This window comes from Bacillus sp. FSL R7-0166 (assembly GCF_038008935.1).
GTDB classification, from domain to species: domain Bacteria; phylum Bacillota; class Bacilli; order Bacillales; family Bacillaceae; genus Bacillus; species Bacillus altitudinis.
Map to the genome: position 1 here is coordinate 1,961,430 of NZ_JBBPAC010000001.1, position 21,193 is coordinate 1,982,622.

The following is a 21,193-nucleotide window of genomic DNA, read 5'->3' on the forward strand; positions in this document are numbered from 1 at the left end:
TCGCTTTTTATGCTTTCTGCTAAAAGAGTCCAGTCACACTGCCGTCTTCTAATAAATCCATCTCAAGTGCCGCAGGTTTTTTAGGGAGACCTGGCATGGTCAGAATGCTTCCTGTTAGTGCAACGATAAAACCTGCTCCTACAGATGGTTTTAACTCTCGAATCGTAACGGTAAAGCCTTTTGGTCTGCCGATTAAAGCCGGATCATCCGATAGTGAATATTGCGTTTTTGCCATACAAACCGGCAAATGGGCCCAGCCATTTTTCTCAATTGCAGCTAGTTGCTTTCTTGCTTTTGATGTAAGGTTGACGTCATCTGCACCATAAACCACTTTGGCGACTTTTAACAACTTTTCTTCAATGGAATCTTGCTCCTCATATAAATAAGAAAAGCTGTTTTCATTCTTTTCAATGAGTGTCGTGAGCTCTTCGGCAAGTGCTACGCCACCAGCTCCCCCTTCTTCCCATACATTGACGGCTTTGACTGGATGTCCATTCGTTTCGCACCAGTTTTCTATTGCTTGAATTTCTTCTTTTGTATCGGTAATAAAACGGTTCACTGCAACGATATATGGTAGACCGAAGGCTTGCACTGTTTCAATATGCTTCTCTAAATTATGTATACCTTCTAATACAGCCTGTGCATTTGCTTCCTTGAGCTCTGTTTTCTGCATTCCGCCATGCATTTTAAGCGCCCTGACAGTTGCTACAATGACAACAGCGCCTGGTTTAAAATCACCGGCTCTTGTTTTGATGTGAAGAAATTTTTCCGCGCCGAGGTCTGCACCAAATCCCGCTTCTGTTACGACGTAATCTGCTAGTTTTGCCGCCATTTTTGTGGCAATTAAACTATTGCATCCATGTGCAATATTGGCAAAAGGACCACCATGAACAAGGGCTGGAGTTCCTTCAATCGTTTGAACAAGGTTTGGTTTCAGCGCATCTTTTAAAAGCAAGGTTAATACGCCTTCATATCCTAGATTTCCAACTGTGACCGGTTCACCTTCTTGATTGTAGGCAACAACAATAGAAGAAAGACGTTTTTTCAGATCGTTTAAGTCGTCTGCTAAACAGAGGATGGCCATCATTTCGGATGCAACCGTAATATCAAATCCATCTTCTCTAGGGTACCCATTTAATTGACCGCCAAGTCCTACGACCACTTGTCTTAGAGCACGATCGTTTAAATCTAACACTCGTTTCCATACAATTCGGCGTGCGTCGATTCCAAGCTCATTTCCGTGATGGATATGATTATCAATAAAAGCAGATAAAGCGTTATGTGCAGATGTAATCGCATGAAAATCCCCTGTGAAATGAAGATTAATTTCTTCCATAGGCAACACCTGTGAATATCCGCCGCCAGCTGCACCGCCTTTAATACCCATTGTGGGACCTAGTGAAGGTTCACGCATGGCAATGATCGCTTTTTTCCCAATTTTCTCGAAGGCTTGACCGAGGCCAACTGTTACGGTGGACTTCCCCTCACCTGCTGGCGTTGGGTTGATCGAAGTCACAAGAATCACACTTCCTTCTTTTTGTTCCTTTAAACGGTCAAAAATAGTCAAAGATATTTTCGCTTTTGTGAAACCATAGCATTCTAATTCTTCGTCATGTATTTGTAATTTTGCTGCGATGTCTTGAATCGGTCTCAGCTTTGCCTTTTGGGCAATGTCAATATCTGATAAATGCTTTGTGATCATGAATAATGGCCTCCTTTTTTGACAGAAACAGCTTTCTTTTTTGCTCTATTTTTCATTGTAACATAATTGAAACATTGAAATATCGCCAGAAAGTTCCTATAATGAAGTGAAATTAGCTTTGGTTCAGGGGGTGGCGAGTTGCCTATTAACATACCAGTTCATCTGCCGGCAAAACAAATACTAGAGAGCGAAAACATTTTCGTCATGGATGAGACAAGGGCATTCAAACAAGATATCCGTCCTTTGAATATCGTGATCTTAAACTTAATGCCAAAAAAAATACAAACTGAAACGCAGCTGTTGAGAATGCTCGGAAATTCTCCTTTGCAAGTGTATTTTACATTTTTGATTCCAAGTACACATACACCGAAGAATACATCGAGAGAGCATCTAGATGAATTTTATACGACCTTTGACTCGATTCGCCATAAAAAATTTGATGGCATGATCATTACAGGTGCACCAATTGAGCATTTAGCTTTCGAAGAAGTTTCCTATTGGAAAGAACTGCAGGACATTTTGGACTGGAGTAAAACGAATGTGACGTCTACTCTCCATATATGCTGGGGGGCACAGGCTGGTCTGTATCATCATTATGGCATTGAAAAAATCAAGCTTCCAGAGAAAAAATTCGGTGTCTTTGAACATCTTGTCAAAGAGAAAAAAGAAAGATTAGTAAGAGGTTTCGATGAAGTATACTATGTCCCACATTCTAGGCATACAGATATTAATACAGAACAATTAAAAAACACGCCGAATCTAAAAATATTGAGCACGTCTGAGGAAGCTGGTGTTTGTTTAATTGTTTCAGATGATGATAGACAAGTATTTTTAACTGGACATCCTGAATACGATACAGATACATTGAAGCAGGAATATGAAAGAGATTTGTTGAAACATGATACAGTCAAAAAACCCGTCCACTATTTCATAGAAGATGGAGACACATTAGTTCCAGTGAACCGCTGGAAAGCCCATGCTACTTTGCTGTTTATGAATTGGCTTAATTACTATGTTTATCAAGAAACACCATATGTGTGGGAATAAAATAGACTGTAGTCTGATGATAAATGCTTAAAATGTGTTAAAATACAAATGGCTCTGTCTTCCATTATCAATTTAGTCTGTTTGTTTTTTAAAATTAGTTTAATTCTTTCGTAACGAATGATATGCTCTCGCTGTTTATATGTTATCTTTATGTATATGTAGACCTATGAGATTTATAGTTTTCGTACGAAGTTTTGTTGTTGTTGATTACATTTGAGGTGAATATTCTTGAATACCAATAAAAAAATATTAATCTTGACCGCAAATTATGGAAATGGACATATGCAGGTTGCAAAAACACTGTATGATGAATGCAAATCCCAAGGGTTTGAACATGTGATAGTTTCTAATTTGTATCAAGAATCAAATCCCATTGTGTCTGAAGTGACTCAATATTTATATTTAAAGAGCTTCTCCATTGGGAAACAATTTTATCGCTTGTTTTATTACGGTGTAGATAAAATTTACAATAAACGCAAATTTAACATTTATTTAAAGATGGGAAATAAGCGTCTTGATGAATTAATTCAATTACACAATCCGGATATCATCATCATTACATTCCCGATGATTGTTGTACCTGAATACCGAAACAAAACAGGTAAAGTCATTCCAACATTTAATGTGATGACAGACTTTTGTCTTCATAAAATTTGGGTACATGAAAACATTGACCGATACTATGTTGCAACCGATTATGTGAAACAAAAGCTAGTAGAAATCGGCACACATCCAAGCGATGTCAAGGTAACAGGCATTCCGATTAGACCACAATTTGAAGTAGACGTGCCTAAATCGATCATCTATAAAAAATATGGATTATCATCAGACAAAAAAGTCCTTCTCATTATGGCGGGTGCCCATGGTGTACTAAAAAATGTGAAGGAACTGTGTGAAGCACTACTTCTTGACAGTGAAGTACAAATTGTTGTTGTGTGCGGTAAGAATGCAGCGCTGAAGCAATCGCTTAGCGAACTTGAACAAGCACACCCAAATCAATTGAAGGCGCTTGGATATGTGGAACAAATTGATGAATTGTTCAGAGTAACGGACTGTATGATTACAAAACCGGGCGGGATTACATTAACAGAAGCAACAGCAATTGGTGTCCCAGTTATTCTTTACAAACCTGTTCCAGGACAAGAAAAAGAAAATGCTCTTTTCTTTGAAGATTACGGCGCTGCCATTGTCATCAACAGACACGAAGACATTTTAGAATCTGTCACCAACTTGCTGCAAGACGAAGAAAAATTAGAATCCATGAAACAAAACATCAAAAAATTACACTTAAAACAATCTTCTCAAACCATTTTAGAAGATATCGTCGAACAATCAGATCTGATCATGAGCAACAAATCGTATGCTCAAGCATTATCATAAAAAGGTGTCCGTCATTGACGGACACCTTTTTTCTTTTAACCTTGATTTCCATTCGTTGTATATACTTCTTCAAACGGCTGAACAACAACAAAGCCACTTCCGCTAAACTTCATTTGAATGGACTCTCCGCTTCCCCTGCCAATAAACGTTTTGAACGATACATCTGTCACAAATTCAGTCTGCAAATCTCCTGACCATGCGACCGTCGCATTCGGATCTGTATAAACAGAATCACCTGGCTGAACAATCAGCGTCAGCGGTTCGTAATGACTTGTGATTGCCACAAGACCTGGTCCTTCAAGTTTGACATTAAATAATCCGCCTGCAAGCATGCCAGACACCTTTTTCATTAATTTAATATCCCACCGAACAGACGGTTCAAATGCGAGCAAGTCGTTTCCATTAACGAAAATAGACTCCCCTTGAGCCAATCGAAGAATCGAGATTTTTTTCCCTTGGTCTGCTACATATAATTTTCCATCACCTGTGGCCTTCATCAAAGAAGTTCCTTCTCCTGATAACATTTTTTTGAACATCTTTGACACACCGTGTTCAAACACACCTTCACGTTCAAACTTTATTTTCCCGCGATATGAAACCATGGAGCCTGTTTTTGCCCAAATGGTATCCGTTAAATTAATTTCTAACAATCTTGGTGTTTCAAGTTCAAAGACCCCTTCCCCTTTGTCTTCTTGCTGCGTATTCTGAACAAACTCCTCAATTGTGTAACGATTCATGACGCACCTCTTTCTGTATTTTTACTATATACGGACAAGTTATACGTTAGGTTTCATGAGATTAGGACGTTTTATAGATAAATGTCATTCACTAAAAAAACAAAAAAATCAAACATTCTGCTCAAAATTTGGCTTGCCTGCTTGACGCTTTACTTTTGATGGTGTATAGTGGAACCATCATTTAACAACTTCTTAAGTCGTTAGGTGATGAAAAATTTTTTTTAGTATGCCAAAAGGTGTGCTACAGTACTAGGAGGAAAAAGCAATATGCAAAACGGTAAAGTAAAATGGTTCAATAATGAAAAAGGTTTCGGCTTCATTGAAGTTGAAGGCGGAGACGACGTATTCGTTCACTTCACAGCTATCGAAGGTGACGGTTACAAATCTCTAGAAGAAGGACAAGAAGTTTCTTTTGAAATCGTTGAAGGTAATCGTGGACCTCAAGCTGCAAACGTAACAAAAATCTAATCAACTCAATCAATGATGAAACGACAAAATAAAGAGAGGCGTATGCCTCTCTTATTTGATTTTCAGCTGAATTTCAATCGCTAAAATATTTTGCTTTAATCTTTGTTCAATTTCAGAGATATCTTTTTCGAGAAAAGGTCTTCCCTTCTTTGCTACATCTACCAGTTGCTCTAGATCACTGTACACCTCTTGAAATGTCCGATGTAATACCGTTTCAAAATCCTTATTATCCATGCCGGCCTTCCCCTTTTCCTCTATTATCCGTCACTTAGTCAAAAAGTAACTCAACCAAAACTTTCTATAGTTATATCGGCTCATTTTTCAGAATATGTTCTTTTTTTACACATTCTATTCGTTTTTTTTCGTGAACGTGTGATACATCTAGGGGAAAACCGGAGTGTACGTTTATTTTTTGAGTAATTCATTCCCGTATTGTTTGATCTTCTCTCCTACCGTGCATTGCTGTATACAAAAGGAGTGGGCGTATTTTTTGCCAAATTCTTTACGAAAGTGCTTCTTAATCAAGCAATCTGAACAATACGTGTCTTGAAGATCTGTTAATTCTTTTACTGCTGTTTTTTTATCCACTTTATTCAGCTCCGTCTACTTCTAATTTCAACTTACTTTCGATAGGGACGTCTGCAAGTATCTGTCTGGCAAGCTGATCTGCTTCTGCATTTTGTTTACGATCGATGACTTCATATGTTGGCGTGAGCTTCAGCTCTTTGATCGCAGCCTCAATTCGGTCGAGCCATTTGTTATGTATATCATCATAACAAGGCCATTCCCCTTTGAGCTGATTCATCACAACAAGAGAATCTCCTCTAATCGTTACAGAGTTTCTGCTGGCTCCCAGTTCTTTTAAAGCTTTTACCGCTTCAAATAAAGCCGCATACTCTGCCTCATTGTTCGTGGTGCTCTGAAAAGGCTGATTCTTCCTTAATCGGTATGCATCCTGTCCGAGCTGATAGTACACGACAATTCCAAGCCCAGCATCACCTGTTTCTTTGTGAAAACTCGCATCAAAATAGACCTGAAGCTGATCGGGTTCAAGCCTAAGTTCTTCGTTTAGCTTTTCAAGTTCTTTCATCGACCACATCGCACCCTTTTCATCTTCAAATGATAGAAGTGACTGCGGTTCTTTTTTGTCTATATGTTTTGCTAAAAGCAAGGCCTCTTTGAGCTCCATCCAATCTTCTTGGAAAAAAGCAATGGACCCAATCGATTTCACTTTCATTGTATAGTGCGCTCTTAGTTTCATTGATCACATCGCCTTCCCATACTTTTAAGGTAAACGTTCGTTATGCTATAATCAAAAAGTTACATTTTACATTTAGAAAGGAAGTTCATGTCACTTGTTTAATGAAGGTATTTGGATCTTATTTGCGATCATTAATTTTATCATTGTTCTTCTATTTTATAAAGGATTTGGCAAGATGGGGCTTTTCGTCTGGATTGGTTTTGCAACAGTTGCTGCCAATTTACAAGTGGTCAAAACCGTTGAATTATTTGGCTTAACAGCAACACTTGGCAACATTTTATATGGCAGTGTGTTCTTTGCAACGGACGTCCTCAATGAAAAATATGGACCAACCGAAGCGAAAAAAGCTGTCTGGATTGGCTTTGCCACCCTTTTAACATTAACTGTTGTCATGCAGGAGGCTTTGCTTTTCCATCCCGCTCCATCTGACATTTCCCAATCATCATTAGAAACGATATTTGGCTTTATGCCAAGGGTCGCTCTTGGTAGTCTTGCTGCTTATATCATCAGTCAAATGTTAGATGTTTATGTATATTCGTTTATTCGCCGGATATTTCCTTCAGATGGTGCGCTCTGGCTGCGAAATGCGGGGAGTACAATGATTAGCCAACTGCTTGATACACTCGTTTTCACAACCATTGCCTTTCTTGGGACCTACCCATTCCATATATGGATCGAAATTTTCATCACGACTTATGTGATTAAATTTATTGTCGCTGCCATTGGCACACCTTATGCCTATGCGGCGAAAAAAATGGTTCCGATTGATGAAAGGGGGAAATAAATTGCCAGCTGAAATATATATTGACGGTGCTAGTGCCGGAAACCCAGGTCCATCTGGCATCGGCATTTTCTTGAAATATGACGGAAAAGTTGAGTCTTTCTCCATTCCTCTTGGCATCATGAGCAATCATGAAGCAGAGTTTTCTGCGCTCATTGAAGGCATGAAAATTTGCGTAGAAAAAGGATTACGGACCGTTTCATTCCGCACTGATTCACAAGTAGTGGATCGTGCAGCCAATGCAGGATTTGCTAAAAATCCATCTTTTCGTCATTTTATCGAAGAAATGCTGCAGCTTCAAAGCGAATTTGATTTATTTTTCATTAAGTGGATTCCGAGCAAGGAAAATCAAGTGGCTGATCAGCTCGCTAGAAAAGCGATTCACCTTTCAAAAGGATGAATCGCTTTTCTTTTGGTTATGCTAATGGGTGAGGTGATACGAATTGGATAAAGAGAACAGAGGCCGTGTCACAAACGGAACGACTCCTCAAGGTGATGCGCAGACAAAAGATAAACAGCCAATATCGCAATTAGAAAATAAGGCGAAAAAAAGCAACACAAAGGGCTAATACATGTAGCCCTTTGTTTCTTTTCTGCGTAAGAACAACCTCAACTGATTCCTAATTGACTTAAGCGGTTAACCATTGGTTCGATCCCTTTAATTTGATGCAAGCGAAGCATTGCCGCTGCCCGCTCTGGGTCCATTTTTATTTTTGTTTCGTCAATCGGACAGCTGAGTGGTACATCACATTTAATTTCTGCCAGTATACGAGAAAGCTTCAGATCTTCTAATCCTGCTTGCATTTTCTTTTGCTGAGCTGCCGTTAATGCATGAAGATTTTCTAACAGTCGATCAATCGTTTCATACGTTTGAATAAATTTCAATGCTGTTTTTTCGCCGATTCCTTTTACACCAGGGTAATTATCGCTAGTATCACCCATCAGCGCTTTCATATCAATCAGCGCCTTTGGAGAAATGCCCATTTCCTCTTCAAAAAGGGCTTTTGTATAATGCTTATAATTCCCGATGCCTTTTTGCATTAAAGCCACGTTCACTTGTTCATTCAAGATCTGCAGCAAATCTTTATCTCCTGTTAAGACGGTCACATGTGCTTCGTTTTGATAGATTGATGCAAGCGTTCCAATACAATCATCTGCTTCAAAACCTGTCACACCAATGTTCATGATCCCCAGTTCTGCTGTCGCCTCTTTTGCTAAATCAAACTGCGGGATAAGCTCAACAGGCGCCTCGCCTCGATTGGCTTTATAATCTTGAAACAATTCGTTCCGGTATGTCTGGCTTCCCATATCCCAGCAGCAAACGATATGAGTCGGCTCAAATGTTTGGACAGCTGTTAACAAATGCTTCAAATAACCATTCACTCCATTTGTCGGCACACCACGATCATTTATCATAAAATTGCGATGGACAGCCGTCGCATAAAACGACCTAAAAAGAAGTGCCATGCCATCTACAAGTAAGACGTGTTTATTCATTCATCTAAACTCCCTTTTTATAAACAATACTCCTATTCTATCATAGAACATCGAAACGAACATAAAAAAGGCGCCTTCTTCTTTTGATAAAGAAGAGGCAGCCCGATTACTTTTTACCATATTGCATTCTTTTCGTTTCCGCTTCTGCGTAGGATGGCATGCCTTTTTCCTTCGGCATGCGCTCCTCCTGCTGCTTTACGTTTTGCTTTTTTGCCATGATCATTCCCCTTTCTGGTTCATTTGTTAAGATGACCAAAAATGAGAAAGTTACTCTTTACTTCTGTTTACGCTGGGTGTATTCCTCCACCATCTCAATCGTGACATGTTTACGAAGGGGAACAATTCCGCCTCGGGCAAGCTCATTCATTTTAGACGTAATGGCATTGATCTCATCTGTTAAAAATGGTTCATTGTGTTCACATTTTTTCACAGCCGATTCAATCGCCTGCTCTCTTTTTTGTTCAAGTGCAAGAAAAGATTGGATGTGGGCATGTTGTTTCTGTGAATGTGCAGAAATTTCTTCGTGTACGCTCGTCATCGTCTATCAACTGCTTTCTTTTTTATATAGTCTATCATGAATCATATCGTTTTCAACTGGTTCTTCCATTCATTTGTTTGTTCATAAACTTGTTCAATGATCGCCTGTTTTTCAGCATCTGTTGTAAGGCTCGTCATAAATGTCTGTTTTTGCTCATTGAGCTGTTGGAGAGCATCTTGTTCGTACCTTTCCGTATAGGTCTTCACTAGCTTTTCATATCTGCTCAGCAACTCTTCTTTTTCGTTATCTGCCCAACGTGTTGTCATTTGATGTAGAACATCTCGAATGGCTTCAATAAACGTAGCCTTTTCATTTTGCTCAAAAAAGGCTTTCGCTGATTTTTGTTTCTTTAAAAGCGGCTCAAATGGTACAATCTCTGCTTCGACTTCAATTTGTTTTAGCTCAGCATTTTTCTCCTCAGGGGCTGACAGGCTGAGAGAAAAGTAAGGATCTTCCGCACATGCAGCCTGCATCCCTTTTTCCCACTCCTCCTGGAAATAATGGTGGATAAACGATTCCATTCGGATATCAAGTGCCTTGAGCTCCTGCACAAATTCAAATTCATACTCCTTTAACGCTTTCTCAAGTGCCATTTTTAACTGCTGACCAAAATTCCCTTGAGATATGCCAGGATAAAAAGCCGACTTTAATAGATCATTCGCAAATAATGAAAGCCGCTGAACAATATGATAAAGCTGTTCATGCACATCTTTTTTTACGCTTTCGGTCACTAGCTTAGACCGTTTCACATCTTGCATTTTTTCGAGAATGGCTTCATAGGATGTCTTGATGTTTTTCTTTTCAGCTTCTTTCTCATCTTCTGATTGATGCAAGGTCGCACGTAGTCTATCGACCGTTGTACATAATGTATTAGCTTCAAAATGCAAAAGTTCAATGGCATCTTTCGTTAATTCTTCCTCAATAAAATAGTCGAGCTGTTTTCTCAGTGTTGCATATTGATTATAAGATGTCGGCTCTTTCCCCTCGATCTCTTCCTTACTAGACACATGATGCAGGTTTGGATTGCGGATGCCTTCTTTTGTAAGCTCGCTTCGTACATAGTCAAATACGGTTTCAAGCTCTGCTTGATCCTTAGCCAAATCAGCTGCATTGATGATAAAGAACATTTTATCCATGCTAAAGGAATCTTTTACGAGTCCAAGCTTCCGTAAAAATGAGCGATCAGCTTTTGAGAAAGAATGCTGATAATACGTTAAATAAAGAAGGGCGTCTGCATCTTTCATATACTGGAAGGCGATCTCTGTATGACGCTTATTCATACTGCTTGCACCTGGTGTATCGACAATCGTCAGCCCTTTATCTGTCAGAGGTGTACTTAAATACACCGTCACTTCCTTCACCACACAAGAAACAGATTCTTCCGCTACATAAGGCTTTAATTCTTGAAGTGTGACATGTAAATTCGTTTGGTTGTCAATGTCATCATGAAACTTGGCATAGGCTTGTAGAAAATGTTCTACAATGATTCGGTGATCCTGTTCGAGCTGCCGTTTTTTCAGCACTCTTTCCAGCTTTGCCTTAAACGAATCTCCTTTTTCTGTTGTGATCGAAAATCCAAGAATCTGATCGAGTTCCTCTAGAATGTCCTGCTTGGTTTTAAACACCACTTTGACACTTTCATGAGGATGATCTTCCGTAGGTCGTGTCAGTTTGTTAATTGTTGCAGTTGTTGGCGTAGGTGATGATGGTAACACCTTCCGTCCAACAAGCGCATTGGCAAAAGAAGATTTTCCAGAACTAAAAGCGCCAAATAAAGCGAGTGTAAATTCTTTTGCCTGCAGCCGTTCTGTTCGTTTTTCAAAGGAATCTCTTTGAGACTTTAGAATATCTAAAGGCGATAAAATGCGGGAAAGCTCTTTAAATTGTGCAATTGATTGTGCTGTTGTTAAATGCTGTGATTGGCGGTATTGATCGCGCTCTATCCGTTCAGTTGCTTGATCGCTCTCTTCAACATGAATTGATGCGCGATTCTTCTCCAGCTGGTCGTGCTGCATCCATTGCTTTTTCGCATAAAACCAGTCGCCTGGGATATGATCATCCGTTCCGTTTTGCCAAATATCCCATAAATGCTGAATATCCTGTCTTATTTGTTCATTTTTTTCGTTATACTCCTCAAGGCTCTGAAGCTCTTGTTTCGCTTGTTTCCATTTTTCCTCTTGCTTCTCTTGTTCATTCCGGAGCTGGTCTTTCAAGGTCTCAATCATCTGTTCAATCAATTGAAGCGCTTGCTGTTTTGCCTGTCTTTTCAATGCTTCACCAGCATCTTTCGCATATTGAAGAACATATTCGTTAGAAAAAGTTGCCCCTTGGTGAATGACCTTTTCAAGCAAGGATTCTTCAATAGGTGTCTCAAATGCCATGGCTTTGTCTAATAACGCTTCCCCAAGCTGATGCTGTTTTATTGCTTTCTTAAGGAGCTCGGCAATGTGCCAGTCAACTTCCGCTTTCATTCTCTTTTTTACATCTGCTAAGAAATCATTTGCCCGCTTTTCCTTTTCCTGCTCGGTTTTATTTTTGGCAAAAAGTAAACCCACTTTAAAGCCAGGTGCTTTCGATTCGATATAGTCACTTGCAAGCTCTCGCATCTTAAATGGCGTGAGGTTTGCATTTTTTAAGATGTTCTCTACTTCAGAAGACACTTTATCTTCTACCTGCTTTGCACCATTTTCAATAAATCGGCGTTTCTCTTCTAGTTCTTTCACTTCATTCCTTTTTTCTCGAAGCTGATTATCAAGGTCCTCTTCATGCAGTTCTTCTTTTAACGAGTCTATATGTTCTTTTAAAACATGTTCGATTTTCTGCTCTGTATAGGCTCGAAGTGATGCTTTAGGCATGGTTTGTAATTCTTGTAGCTTCTTCACTAAACGGATCATTTCGTTTTTTGGGTGTGCCTCATCCGTCACAGAAGTAAAATATAGATGTTCTTCTTCAATGCCTTCTTTTAATAGCATCTCAACGATTTGTTTTTTGTAGTCTTCAAAAGTTGTCTCTTGTTCATCGTGCCGATCCACTTGATTGACGATGAAATAAAGATTAGGCACTTTCTCTTTAATCGAGCGAATGAAGCGAATGTTTTCTTCAGAATGGACATGGTTATAATGAACGACATAAAAAAGAGCATCCGCTTGATGAAGAATCGAAGCAGCGGATAAAAAGTGCGCATGATCCGTTGAATCAATTCCCGGCGTATCAATGAGTGCCACTTTTTCTTCAAGTCCACTATAATCACCGCTAATTTCCACCATCTCAATTTGTTCCCCATCTTTACAAAAACGCTGCACCGCTTCTTTATCATAAGAACCGCTCATTTTTGCAAAGCGTCCATCAGACGTATGGAGCTGAACTTCACTGACCCCTTTCCTGACAACAACCAAGTTTGCACTCGTTGGAATTGGGCTTGTGGGCAGGATGTGATCATGAAGAAGATGATTCACTAGTGATGACTTACCAGCAGAATAGTGGCCGGTAAATGCGATATACACTTCTTCTTCAGCTTCCTTTTTCATAATAGATGCAAGTTTGGCTGCACGCTCGTGATCATCCCTTTTCAGAAGACTTTGATATAAAGCACCTGTAGTTTGAACGAGCGAATCTCGAATAGACAAGTCTTTCATGACGATAAACCCCTTTGTTTTTAGAAAAGTCAGTTATGTATGTGTACCATTTTACACAAAATAAAGAGATTTTTCTTCTGATCTGAGGAAATAAAAAAAATCTGCTGCCCGATCAGTCACAATGGACTGCAATCAGGAAGCAGATTTTTTTGAAACACCTTTTAATACGAAGCCAATCAATAAGCTGTATACACAGACCGTACCGAGTAAGAAAATCATTGTCATGTGATCACCGTCCATCCTTCATGATTGAGAATGTTTATCATTAATGAAAGTGTAGCACAATTGATAATGATTTTCAATATTAATTTAGTAAATATTGATTCAGCGCTTTTTCTTCTGTTTGTATTCTGACCATCATCATCCATCCATTTAAACAAGTAAACAAAATGGCAGTAATAAATGCGTTAAATAGCAGCGGAATGAACATCAGTTCAATCGCCACCACCACATAGTTAGGATGTTTTAACCAGCGATACGGCCCCTTTTTCACAATCATCGCATTGGGAACGACTAAGATTTTTGTATTCCAATACGTCCCAAGTGAACATAGTGCCCAGTACCGAATCACCTGGGTAGCAAGCAGGAACACAAGCAGCAATAGGAAAAAACGAGACGGTTGACGATGCAGCAGCCATGTCTCTCCAATAAGCGAGAGGAAAAATGCTGCATGCATAGCGACCATATAAGGATAATGGCTTGCACCAAATTCGATCGCTCCGATCGCCTTCACCTTCTTTTCATTTCTTTTCGCCACAAGCATTTCAATGAGGCGCTGACAAATGAAAATGCCAATCACTATCCAGAAAATCATCACGAGAGCCCCTCCCATTTCATGAGCAATAATTCTGACGAAAAGCCTGGACCAAGTGCTCCGCAAAGCCCCACCTGTCCTGCATCTAGTGACTGATGTTCAAGAAAATGCTTTATCACATATAAAACGGTGGCAGAGGACATGTTTCCATGCTGTTTCAGAACCTCTTTTGAAGAAAATAGCTGATGATCTTGTAAAGATAGGCTTTCAAGATAGGCATCAATCACTTTTTTTCCTCCAGGGTGAGCAAGAAAAACGGATACATCCTCTGTTGAAAACCCTAGCTGATGTAAAAATTGATCCACTTGCTCTTTTAACCACCCAGAAATGAGGGACGGAATATCACGTGAGAAGATGACCCGAAATCCGTCGGCGGTAAAATCCCATCCCATCACATCCTCAGAATCTTTCATGGTCACTGACTGCGTACCAAGCACTTTAGGTACTGTTTTTAACCGCGTATACTTAGAGGCAGCCTTTTTTCCAGTTAAAAGAACGGCCGCAGTCCCGTCACCGAACAGTGAGGTTCCAATTAAATTGCTTTTTGATTGATCTTGCGGCTGAAAAGTGAGGCTGCAAAGCTCGCAGGCAACAACGAGCACTTTCGCTTCTGGATACGCCCTGATGTATTCATAAGCTCGGGATAAGCCTGCCGCCCCGCCCCCGCAGCCTAACCCCCAAATCGGCACTCGTTTCGTATAAGGAGAAAATGGAAGAACATTCATCAGCTTTGCATCAAGACTTGGCGTTGATAACCCTGTACTGGAGATGAAAAACAAAGCATCAATCTCATCAAAAGGAACTGGCTTTGTAAGGAACGCTGTTTCATGCAGACAGTGAAAAACGGCTTCTTTCGCATGTGCCAATGCTTTTTCGATATAGAGGTTGTTTTTCTCTTCAAAAGAATGATGTTCTTGATACCAATCAATAGGCTGTACAAACTGCCTGCTCTCTATTTCGCCATTATTAAAAGCTTTTAATAGCCGATCAATATCTTTAAACGATCGTTTAAATTGAGACCTTGCAAATTGAGCAGCTGCTTGCTGATCCACATGATGTTTTGGCAGACTTGTTCCAACTGAAAGAATGTATGCCATCGGCTTCACCTCTTTTTTCGGTTAATATCCCCAATCAAAAAAAGGATATACATGCCAAAACGACACAATTCAGTCAAAATATTTTCCTCCGTCTAACTTTTTGTCTTGACGACAATTGATAAATATTGGATAATATAGATGAAAACATGATGTAGTTTTCCTCCTTCACAGGTTCGTTCCAAGCCAAGCGAACCTGCTTTTTTTATGCAATTTATGTTCAAAAATAATGGTGATTTAATGAAAAAAAAAGAACTCCGTTAATTGGGAGTTCCTCTGTGAATGACCTCTCTTATGAACATCTAAAGAGCAAACCCTCACCTAAATCTTTTCGAGGATTGACTTAATAAAAGCAGTTTTTTCATGTGCGTATTTGTGTTTGTCATTTCCATGTAATCTTGATAATTTAAGTTTAAGCTGTTGGTACTCACTTCTAGCTTGCTCATTATTTCTCAAGTAATCTCTGAAATTTAACTGTTCAAGTAAATACTTATTATGTCTTTGGTACATATGGATTTGATGTGTTCGTGGTTCTCCTTTATTAAAGTAGTGTCTTTCAGGTAATACGTCTGTTCCTTTATATGAGTAACCGAGTGCTTCCAACGCTATTACACATTTTTCACCATCAAAAAAATGTTCTATTTCAATTGCAATATCAATAATTGGCTTAGCGCTTAAACCTTTTACTGCTGTACTTCCAATATGGTGTACATTGATTGTGTATGGACCAATATCAGCTATTATCTGGCGCTTTTCTTTTTCATATTCGTTTTTCCACTCCATAGACCAAGGCACTAAAAAAACTTCCCCTCTTGGTAATCCTAACATTTACTTATCCCACCTTTTATTAACACCCATTTGGAGAATGTTAATAAACCAACTTTATCATAAGTCCCATATGGAGAGAGCGGATAGATTTCAACAATCATCCTATTCGTTTAGATCTATTTCTTGGTTGATGTCATTCAAAACGATTCTTAACCATTCACTCTCATCTTATTTTATATCTAAAGAACAAAAATCCCTTCAACCGATTATTAATAGAGTTATTTAACATAGCTTTATGCAAAAAAACACCTCTCAAATGAGAAGAACCGTAGACAAACCCCACCTTTCATTTAAACATGAATGGATCACCTTTTTTTCTGATCAACACAAATAAATAACCATAAAATGCTAATTTATTTGATGATTATATATGAAAAGGGGGTTTTTTCCTGTATACTTAATCAATATGAACACCATGAAAAACAGTGAAAAAAGATAGAATCTACTACATGATTCGGCACAAAATTTAATTGACTGGAGTGATTGTCATGAAAAAGGTGTCCAAAAAACAAACACCCTACAACACGATATTTCTCTCAAAGATAATTGGTTTAGTGCTTCTTACACTGTTTCTCTTTTTTATCTGGGATATGTCTAAACCCCATTTGCAGGCGACAAATGGGCAAGCAAAAATTGTTACTAGCAGTGACTTCCGAGACACAAGTATCAGTCTGAAAGCAAAAGATCATTCTGCAAGAACATTGGATCAACAATTTAAGACCAATCCAAACCAACAGACAACGAATCAAACGGTCTTTTTAACATTTGATGATGGTCCTTCTGCTACATCAAATCAGCTGTTAAATGTCTTAAAAGCACATCAAGTGAAGGCGACATTCTTCATGCTTGGACCGCAAATCCAAGCTCACCAAGCAGCTGTGAAAAGACTTTATCAAGAAGGACATCAATTAGGGCTTCATGGCATGACGCATGATATAAACCGCTTTTATCAAAACAGTGAGTCTCCCGCAAATGAAATGAGAGAAGCTCAGCGCATTCTTGCTTCTGTTACAGGCGGTTACACCCGTCTTGTGAGAACACCTTATGGCAGTGTTCCAAATTTAACATATGATCAAAAAGTACGCTTAAACCAATATGGCTTTATTTACTGGGATTGGACGATTGATAGCCTTGACTGGAGATATAAAAACTCACAATATGTTCAAGAGGTATTGGATCAACTGCAAATGTTTGAGAAAAATAAACCATGGGAACCAAAAGTGATTTTAATGCATGATCAACCCTCTACCACGAACTATTTAGATAGCCTGATTACACAACTAAAAGCAAGGGGCTATACATTTGCAGTCATTAACGAAACAATGCCTCCGGTACAACATTAATAGCGCTAATCACAATAAGCCCGTATCCAAAGGATGCGGGCTTTCAGCTCTCCAAAGAGAAGTGATTACATAACAGATTGCTTAGGTTCTTCCATTAGCTCCTTCTCTGTTTCTTTTTTAAAAGGAATCATGTGATAAATAATATGAAGCAAAATAGCGGTAAAGCTTCCGGCGACAATTCCGTTACTTGTTAACAATTTAATCGATTCTGGCAAATGCTCAAACATTTGCGGCACAACCGTTACTCCGAGCCCGATGCCAACTGAGCATGCGACAATGAGTAAGTTTTCCTGTTTGGCAAAATCGACGCGTGAGAGCATTTTAATCCCGTACGCAATGACCATCCCAAACATGGCGACCATTGCACCGCCTAGAACGGATTTTGGAATAATCGTTGTAAATGCCGCGATTTTAGGAAAAAGGCCAAATACCATTAATAATACACCTGTCACCACAATGACCTGATTTTTCTTCACACCTGTTAATTGGATCAATCCAACGTTTTGGGAGTAGGCTGTGTATGGAAAAGCGTTGAAGATACCGCCTAATAAGACGGCAATTCCCTCTGCACGATATCCCTTTGCTAAATCCTTCTCTTTTAATGAACGATTCGTTAAATCTCCGAGCGCAAAGTATACACCCGTTGATTCGACTAATGACACAATGGCAACTAATGTCATTGTCATGATTGGTGCAAATTCAAAAGTAGGCAGCCCAAAGTAAAAAGGCTCAATGATGCGGAAAACTTGTGCATTCGCCACTTCTGCTGTCTCCACCTTCCCTAAGAAAGCAGCTACTGCTGTCCCAAGTAGAATGCCGATTAAGATGGCAATGGCTTTCATGAATCCCTTTGTAAATCGATAGAGAAGGACAATGATAAACAATACAAGAAAAGCAAGTCCAAGATTCTCAAAAGAACCATAGTCTGCACTTCCTTCACCACCTGCCATATTGTTCATGGCGACCGGAATTAAGGTAATTCCAATGATCGTGACGACGGAACCTGTGACAACGGGCGGGAAGAATTTCACAAGCTTCCCAAAGAAAAATGAAAGAGCAATGACAATACACCCTGCGGCGATAATACTTCCATATATAGACGAAATTCCATATTTAGAGCCAATCGCAATCATAGGAGATACCGCAGTAAATGTACAGCCTAGTACAACAGGCAAACCGATGCCAAAAAAGCGGTTTTTCCATACTTGAAGCAGTGTGGCAGCGCCGCACATGAAAATATCTGCCGAAATTAAGTACGTCAGCTGGGCTGGCGTGAGCCCAAGGGCATCTCCAACAATGAGCGGGACAAGAACCGCACCTGCATACATCGCCAGTACATGCTGTATCCCTAGCGAAAGGGTTTTGGCTTTTTTAGCGGCACTCATGATTGTACCTCGCGTACAAACGTGACTTTTCCTTCCTCGAGCGATTCGATACGTGCAAGTGACTCGACTCTATAGCCCATTTGCACAAGTTCTTTTCTTCCAGGCTGGAATGATTTCTCGATAACAATTCCAAAACCAGCTACTTTTGCTTTCGCTTGCTTTGCGATTGCAGCTAGTCCCTTAGCGGCTTCTCCATTTGCTAAAAAGTCGTCGATAATTAACACACAATCATCCTCACTAAGGTGCGTGTTAGAGACAGCAATCGTACTTTCTACTTTTTTGGTAAAAGAATACACACTTGCTGTCAAAAGGTTATCCGTTAAAGTCAGTGATTGCCGCTTTCGGGCAAAAACAACTGGCACATGAAGGGCAAGTCCAGCCATGACAGCAGGTGCAATACCAGAAGATTCGATTGTGATAATTTTAGTAATTCCATCATGCTTAAATAATCTAGCAAACTCTTGACCGATCTCATGCATTAACACAGGGTCAATTTGATGATTTAAAAAAGCATCTACCTTTAGCACTTGATTTGACAGAACGATTCCTTCGTTCTCGATCTTTTGACGTAACAATTCCATCATTCTTCCTCCCAGCATATTAGCAACTTTCATTTTTTTGCATAAAAAAAGCATTGCTGTCCATTAAGGAGCAAGCAATGCGAAAACGATCCACGGGATCTTCAGCTCATACAAAAGCTGTTTCATTTTGCTCACTCATAGTCGGACGGTATCGGTGTCCGGTAGAAACTTGCGTGCCTTCATCACGCGATTATATGAGTGTTTCATAGTGTTCAAATTATAACAAGATTTCAGACGCTTGGAAAGCACTTTTCTAGAAAAATACCGAACTTAAATAATCATTAAGCTTTAAACGTTCGTTTTTAGAATATTCAACCAGCAAAAAAGCACCCTTCTGATCAAAGGGTGCCTCAGATTGTTGACAAAGGGCTAAAATGAACTTGATTTTAGCCCTTTGTCTTCTTTTCAGCGTGATAGAAAACCTTTGCAGTCTAGGAAGGGCGAGCACCGGAGCAGAGCGAATTTAACATTCGTGAGCACCCACAGACCCTGACAACGAATGCGAGGGTTTGTCTACACGCTGAAGCACCCTTCTGATCAAAGGGTGCCTTTCATTTATGATAAATATAGTTTCGTGTACTTATCTGTTAAATAATCAATTAAGTATTGAACATTTAATTCTTCACCAGTTGCGTCTTGAATGATTTCAGATGGCTTTTTCCGTTTTCCATGCTGATGGACATGTTCAGTTAGCCATTCTTTTATCGGTGCAAAAGACCCATTTTGAATCAGTTCATCAAAATTCGGTAAATCTTTGATCATTTGCTGCTTTAATTGCGCCGCATACATATAACCAAGTGCATATGAAGGGAAATAACCAAAACTACCATCTGACCAGTGAACATCCTGCAAAATACCAAGCGCATCGTTAGGCGGCGTAATGCCAAGATATGCTTTATATTTTTCATTCCATAACGCTGGCAAGTCTTCAACGGCTACTTCTTCATTGAAAATGGCCTTTTCAATTTCATAGCGAATAATAATGTGAAGCGGATACGTGAGTTCATCTGCTTCAATTCGAATGTAAGTCGGCTTCGATTCATTCACCGCATGCACAAATTCTTCTAAAGTGACATCTTTAAATTGTTCAGGAGATGCCTCTTGCAGCTTTTGATAATACGTTTTCCAGAAATCTTCATGTCTGCCGATAAAGTTCTCAAAGAAAAGAGACTGTGATTCATGAATACCCATTGATGTGCCGTCACATAAGAGCGTTCCGCTCAGTGCCTCATCAATATTTTGTTCATAAATGGCGTGGCCGCATTCGTGAATGGTGCCAAAGATCGCCATGCGAAAATCGTGCTCATCATAACGCGTCGTCACACGTACATCCCCTCTGCTTAATGTCACAGCAAATGGATGAACCGTTGTATCAAGTCGTCCTGCGTCAAAGTCATACCCTAACTCTTTTAAGAAAAAGAGACTCAGCTCTTTTTGTTTGTCGATCGGGAAGCTTTTCGATAAAAATGATGTATCTGGTTTATTTGGCGAAGCTTCAATTTTTTTCACGAGAGGAACGATGGCGTCTCGAAGTGCGCCAAATTTTTGATCGAGTTGTTCAACCGTCATATCCGGCTCATAATTATTGAGCAGCACATCATATGGCGTTTTTTTCACGCCCCAGTATTGAATGAAACGCTTGTTAAAATCAATCAGCTGTTTTAAATAGGGCGCAAAGAGTGAAAAATCTGATTTCTCCCTTGCTTCTACCCAAACATGTTCTGCTTTTGATTGTAGAATGGAGTATTCTTTAAATTCTTCTTTTGGAATTTTACTGTTTTCATCATATTCTTTTTGCGATAATTCGAGTGCCTTCTGTGTGTCTTTTGACAGCTCTTTTTTTTCTTTATTTAAAGCAACAAGAAGATCTTTCATTTCATCAGAAGTCTTCATATTAAAGATATCGCTGGATAATTGACCGATGGTTTCTGCTCTGAAATCAGCGCTTTTTTTAGGCGCTTGTGTTCGAGAGTCCCAATAAAGTAAATGAAGCGCCTCTGTATAATGGGCGATTTTTCCTAGTAATTGATAAAACGCTTTCTCTTTTGATTCAAGACTCATGCGTTCGTTCCCCCAATCAATAAAATATGTATGTACGTTTC

At 39.4% G+C, this 21,193-nt stretch carries 22 protein-coding genes and 1 riboswitch; of the genes, 7 read left to right on the forward strand and 15 right to left on the reverse strand.

Annotated elements, in window-relative coordinates:
• Positions 1-19 precede the first annotated feature (19 nt).
• Positions 20-1,702 carry a formate--tetrahydrofolate ligase gene (locus NST01_RS09960; protein WP_065460588.1) on the reverse strand — a complete coding sequence of 561 codons (1,683 nt, stop codon included), beginning with the start codon at positions 1,700-1,702 and terminating at the stop codon, positions 20-22.
• A gap of 138 nt (positions 1,703-1,840) precedes the next feature.
• Between NST01_RS09960 and metA the strand changes: the two genes are divergently transcribed.
• A complete protein-coding gene (gene metA / locus NST01_RS09965; protein WP_007500830.1) occupies positions 1,841-2,749 on the forward strand; it encodes a homoserine O-acetyltransferase MetA in 909 nt (302 codons plus the stop codon).
• 228 nt (positions 2,750-2,977) lie between these two features.
• Positions 2,978-4,129: a diglucosyl diacylglycerol synthase gene (locus tag NST01_RS09970; protein ID WP_007500831.1), complete on the forward strand. Its 1,152-nt coding sequence runs from the start codon at positions 2,978-2,980 to the stop codon at positions 4,127-4,129.
• A 35-nt stretch (positions 4,130-4,164) separates the two neighbouring features.
• On the opposite strand, the gene NST01_RS09975 is transcribed toward NST01_RS09970, so the two are convergent.
• Complete coding sequence (locus NST01_RS09975; protein ID WP_007500832.1) at positions 4,165-4,866, reverse strand: AIM24 family protein; 702 nt, start codon at positions 4,864-4,866, stop codon at positions 4,165-4,167.
• A 267-nt stretch (positions 4,867-5,133) separates the two neighbouring features.
• On the opposite strand from NST01_RS09975, the gene cspD reads away from it, so the two are divergent.
• Positions 5,134-5,334: a cold-shock protein CspD gene (gene cspD, locus NST01_RS09980; RefSeq protein WP_003215784.1), complete on the forward strand. Its 201-nt coding sequence runs from the start codon at positions 5,134-5,136 to the stop codon at positions 5,332-5,334.
• A 51-nt stretch (positions 5,335-5,385) separates the two neighbouring features.
• Here the strand turns inward: cspD and NST01_RS09985 are convergent, their stop codons facing one another.
• The 3 genes from NST01_RS09985 to NST01_RS09995 form a co-directional block, all read right to left on the reverse strand.
• Positions 5,386-5,568 (reverse strand): hypothetical protein, encoded by a 183-nt coding sequence (locus NST01_RS09985; protein WP_008346368.1) that lies wholly within the window; start codon positions 5,566-5,568, stop codon positions 5,386-5,388.
• Positions 5,569-5,739: 171 nt separating this feature from the next.
• A complete protein-coding gene (locus tag NST01_RS09990; protein ID WP_008346366.1) occupies positions 5,740-5,922 on the reverse strand; it encodes a zinc-finger domain-containing protein in 183 nt (60 codons plus the stop codon).
• 1 nt (position 5,923) lies between these two features.
• On the reverse strand, positions 5,924-6,595 hold the full coding sequence (locus tag NST01_RS09995) for a ribonuclease H family protein (protein ID WP_052320760.1): 672 nt from the start codon (positions 6,593-6,595) through the stop codon (positions 5,924-5,926).
• 94 nt (positions 6,596-6,689) lie between these two features.
• Between NST01_RS09995 and NST01_RS10000 the strand changes: the two genes are divergently transcribed.
• From NST01_RS10000 to NST01_RS10010, 3 genes are read left to right on the forward strand one after another with little or no spacing between them, the layout of a single operon-like run.
• Complete coding sequence (locus NST01_RS10000) at positions 6,690-7,379, forward strand: queuosine precursor transporter (RefSeq protein ID WP_052320761.1); 690 nt, start codon at positions 6,690-6,692, stop codon at positions 7,377-7,379.
• A 1-nt stretch (position 7,380) separates the two neighbouring features.
• The gene (locus NST01_RS10005; RefSeq protein WP_052320762.1) at positions 7,381-7,776 is read left to right on the forward strand and encodes a reverse transcriptase-like protein; all 396 of its coding nucleotides are present in this window, start codon (positions 7,381-7,383) and stop codon (positions 7,774-7,776) included.
• A gap of 43 nt (positions 7,777-7,819) precedes the next feature.
• Positions 7,820-7,945, forward strand: coding sequence for a hypothetical protein (locus tag NST01_RS10010; RefSeq protein WP_008346357.1), 126 nt, complete (start codon positions 7,820-7,822; stop codon positions 7,943-7,945).
• Between the two features lie 40 nt (positions 7,946-7,985).
• Here the strand turns inward: NST01_RS10010 and NST01_RS10015 are convergent, their stop codons facing one another.
• The 7 genes from NST01_RS10015 to NST01_RS10045 all read right to left on the reverse strand — a co-directional run bounded on the left by NST01_RS10015 (position 7,986) and on the right by NST01_RS10045 (position 15,782).
• On the reverse strand, positions 7,986-8,873 hold the full coding sequence (locus NST01_RS10015; protein ID WP_116307035.1) for a 5'-3' exonuclease: 888 nt from the start codon (positions 8,871-8,873) through the stop codon (positions 7,986-7,988).
• A 274-nt stretch (positions 8,874-9,147) separates the two neighbouring features.
• Positions 9,148-9,411 carry a YpbS family protein gene (locus tag NST01_RS10020; RefSeq protein WP_039165626.1) on the reverse strand — a complete coding sequence of 88 codons (264 nt, stop codon included), beginning with the start codon at positions 9,409-9,411 and terminating at the stop codon, positions 9,148-9,150.
• Positions 9,412-9,452: 41 nt separating this feature from the next.
• Complete coding sequence (locus tag NST01_RS10025; RefSeq protein ID WP_341041898.1) at positions 9,453-13,046, reverse strand: dynamin family protein; 3,594 nt, start codon at positions 13,044-13,046, stop codon at positions 9,453-9,455.
• A gap of 132 nt (positions 13,047-13,178) precedes the next feature.
• Positions 13,179-13,286: a Fur-regulated basic protein FbpC gene (gene fbpC / locus NST01_RS10030; protein ID WP_306172627.1), complete on the reverse strand. Its 108-nt coding sequence runs from the start codon at positions 13,284-13,286 to the stop codon at positions 13,179-13,181.
• A 64-nt stretch (positions 13,287-13,350) separates the two neighbouring features.
• Entirely contained in the window at positions 13,351-13,860 is a 510-nt protein-coding gene (locus tag NST01_RS10035; protein ID WP_017367476.1) for an isoprenylcysteine carboxyl methyltransferase family protein, read from the reverse strand.
• Positions 13,860-14,957, reverse strand: coding sequence for a type III polyketide synthase (locus tag NST01_RS10040; protein WP_017367477.1), 1,098 nt, complete (start codon positions 14,955-14,957; stop codon positions 13,860-13,862). The genes NST01_RS10035 and NST01_RS10040 overlap by 1 nt, the downstream gene beginning before the upstream one ends.
• A gap of 318 nt (positions 14,958-15,275) precedes the next feature.
• Complete coding sequence (locus NST01_RS10045) at positions 15,276-15,782, reverse strand: GrpB family protein (protein WP_017367478.1); 507 nt, start codon at positions 15,780-15,782, stop codon at positions 15,276-15,278.
• A 488-nt stretch (positions 15,783-16,270) separates the two neighbouring features.
• Between NST01_RS10045 and NST01_RS10050 the strand changes: the two genes are divergently transcribed.
• Complete coding sequence (locus tag NST01_RS10050; RefSeq protein WP_025207523.1) at positions 16,271-17,125, forward strand: polysaccharide deacetylase family protein; 855 nt, start codon at positions 16,271-16,273, stop codon at positions 17,123-17,125.
• A gap of 65 nt (positions 17,126-17,190) precedes the next feature.
• Here NST01_RS10050 and pbuX read toward each other — a convergent pair whose 3' ends face one another.
• The 3 genes from pbuX to NST01_RS10065 all read right to left on the reverse strand — a co-directional run bounded on the left by pbuX (position 17,191) and on the right by NST01_RS10065 (position 21,152).
• Positions 17,191-18,510, reverse strand: coding sequence for a xanthine permease PbuX (gene pbuX, locus NST01_RS10055; RefSeq protein WP_048002270.1), 1,320 nt, complete (start codon positions 18,508-18,510; stop codon positions 17,191-17,193).
• Positions 18,507-19,091, reverse strand: a complete 585-nt coding sequence (gene xpt, locus NST01_RS10060) for a xanthine phosphoribosyltransferase (protein WP_008346333.1) — start codon at positions 19,089-19,091, stop codon at positions 18,507-18,509. The genes pbuX and xpt overlap by 4 nt, the downstream gene beginning before the upstream one ends.
• Before the next feature lie 118 nt (positions 19,092-19,209).
• Positions 19,210-19,309: riboswitch (purine riboswitch) on the reverse strand.
• Between the two features lie 337 nt (positions 19,310-19,646).
• The gene (locus NST01_RS10065) at positions 19,647-21,152 is read right to left on the reverse strand and encodes a carboxypeptidase M32 (protein WP_048001898.1); all 1,506 of its coding nucleotides are present in this window, start codon (positions 21,150-21,152) and stop codon (positions 19,647-19,649) included.
• Positions 21,153-21,193: the final 41 nt, after the last annotated feature.

Coding starts and splice junctions, on each gene's coding strand:
- NST01_RS09960 (WP_065460588.1), bottom strand. CDS start 1,702: ATGATCACAAAGCATTTATCAGATATTGACATTGCCCAAAAGGCAAAG.
- NST01_RS09975 (WP_007500832.1), bottom strand. CDS start 4,866: ATGAATCGTTACACAATTGAGGAGTTTGTTCAGAATACGCAGCAAGAA.
- cspD (WP_003215784.1), top strand. CDS start 5,134: ATGCAAAACGGTAAAGTAAAATGGTTCAATAATGAAAAAGGTTTCGGC.
- NST01_RS09985 (WP_008346368.1), bottom strand. CDS start 5,568: ATGGATAATAAGGATTTTGAAACGGTATTACATCGGACATTTCAAGAG.
- NST01_RS09995 (WP_052320760.1), bottom strand. CDS start 6,595: ATGAAACTAAGAGCGCACTATACAATGAAAGTGAAATCGATTGGGTCC.
- NST01_RS10015 (WP_116307035.1), bottom strand. CDS start 8,873: ATGAATAAACACGTCTTACTTGTAGATGGCATGGCACTTCTTTTTAGG.
- NST01_RS10020 (WP_039165626.1), bottom strand. CDS start 9,411: ATGACGAGCGTACACGAAGAAATTTCTGCACATTCACAGAAACAACAT.
- NST01_RS10025 (WP_341041898.1), bottom strand. CDS start 13,046: ATGAAAGACTTGTCTATTCGAGATTCGCTCGTTCAAACTACAGGTGCT.
- fbpC (WP_306172627.1), bottom strand. CDS start 13,286: ATGGACGGTGATCACATGACAATGATTTTCTTACTCGGTACGGTCTGT.
- NST01_RS10035 (WP_017367476.1), bottom strand. CDS start 13,860: ATGATTTTCTGGATAGTGATTGGCATTTTCATTTGTCAGCGCCTCATT.
- NST01_RS10040 (WP_017367477.1), bottom strand. CDS start 14,957: ATGGCATACATTCTTTCAGTTGGAACAAGTCTGCCAAAACATCATGTG.
- NST01_RS10045 (WP_017367478.1), bottom strand. CDS start 15,782: ATGTTAGGATTACCAAGAGGGGAAGTTTTTTTAGTGCCTTGGTCTATG.
- NST01_RS10050 (WP_025207523.1), top strand. CDS start 16,271: ATGAAAAAGGTGTCCAAAAAACAAACACCCTACAACACGATATTTCTC.
- pbuX (WP_048002270.1), bottom strand. CDS start 18,510: ATGAGTGCCGCTAAAAAAGCCAAAACCCTTTCGCTAGGGATACAGCAT.
- xpt (WP_008346333.1), bottom strand. CDS start 19,091: ATGGAATTGTTACGTCAAAAGATCGAGAACGAAGGAATCGTTCTGTCA.
- NST01_RS10065 (WP_048001898.1), bottom strand. CDS start 21,152: ATGAGTCTTGAATCAAAAGAGAAAGCGTTTTATCAATTACTAGGAAAA.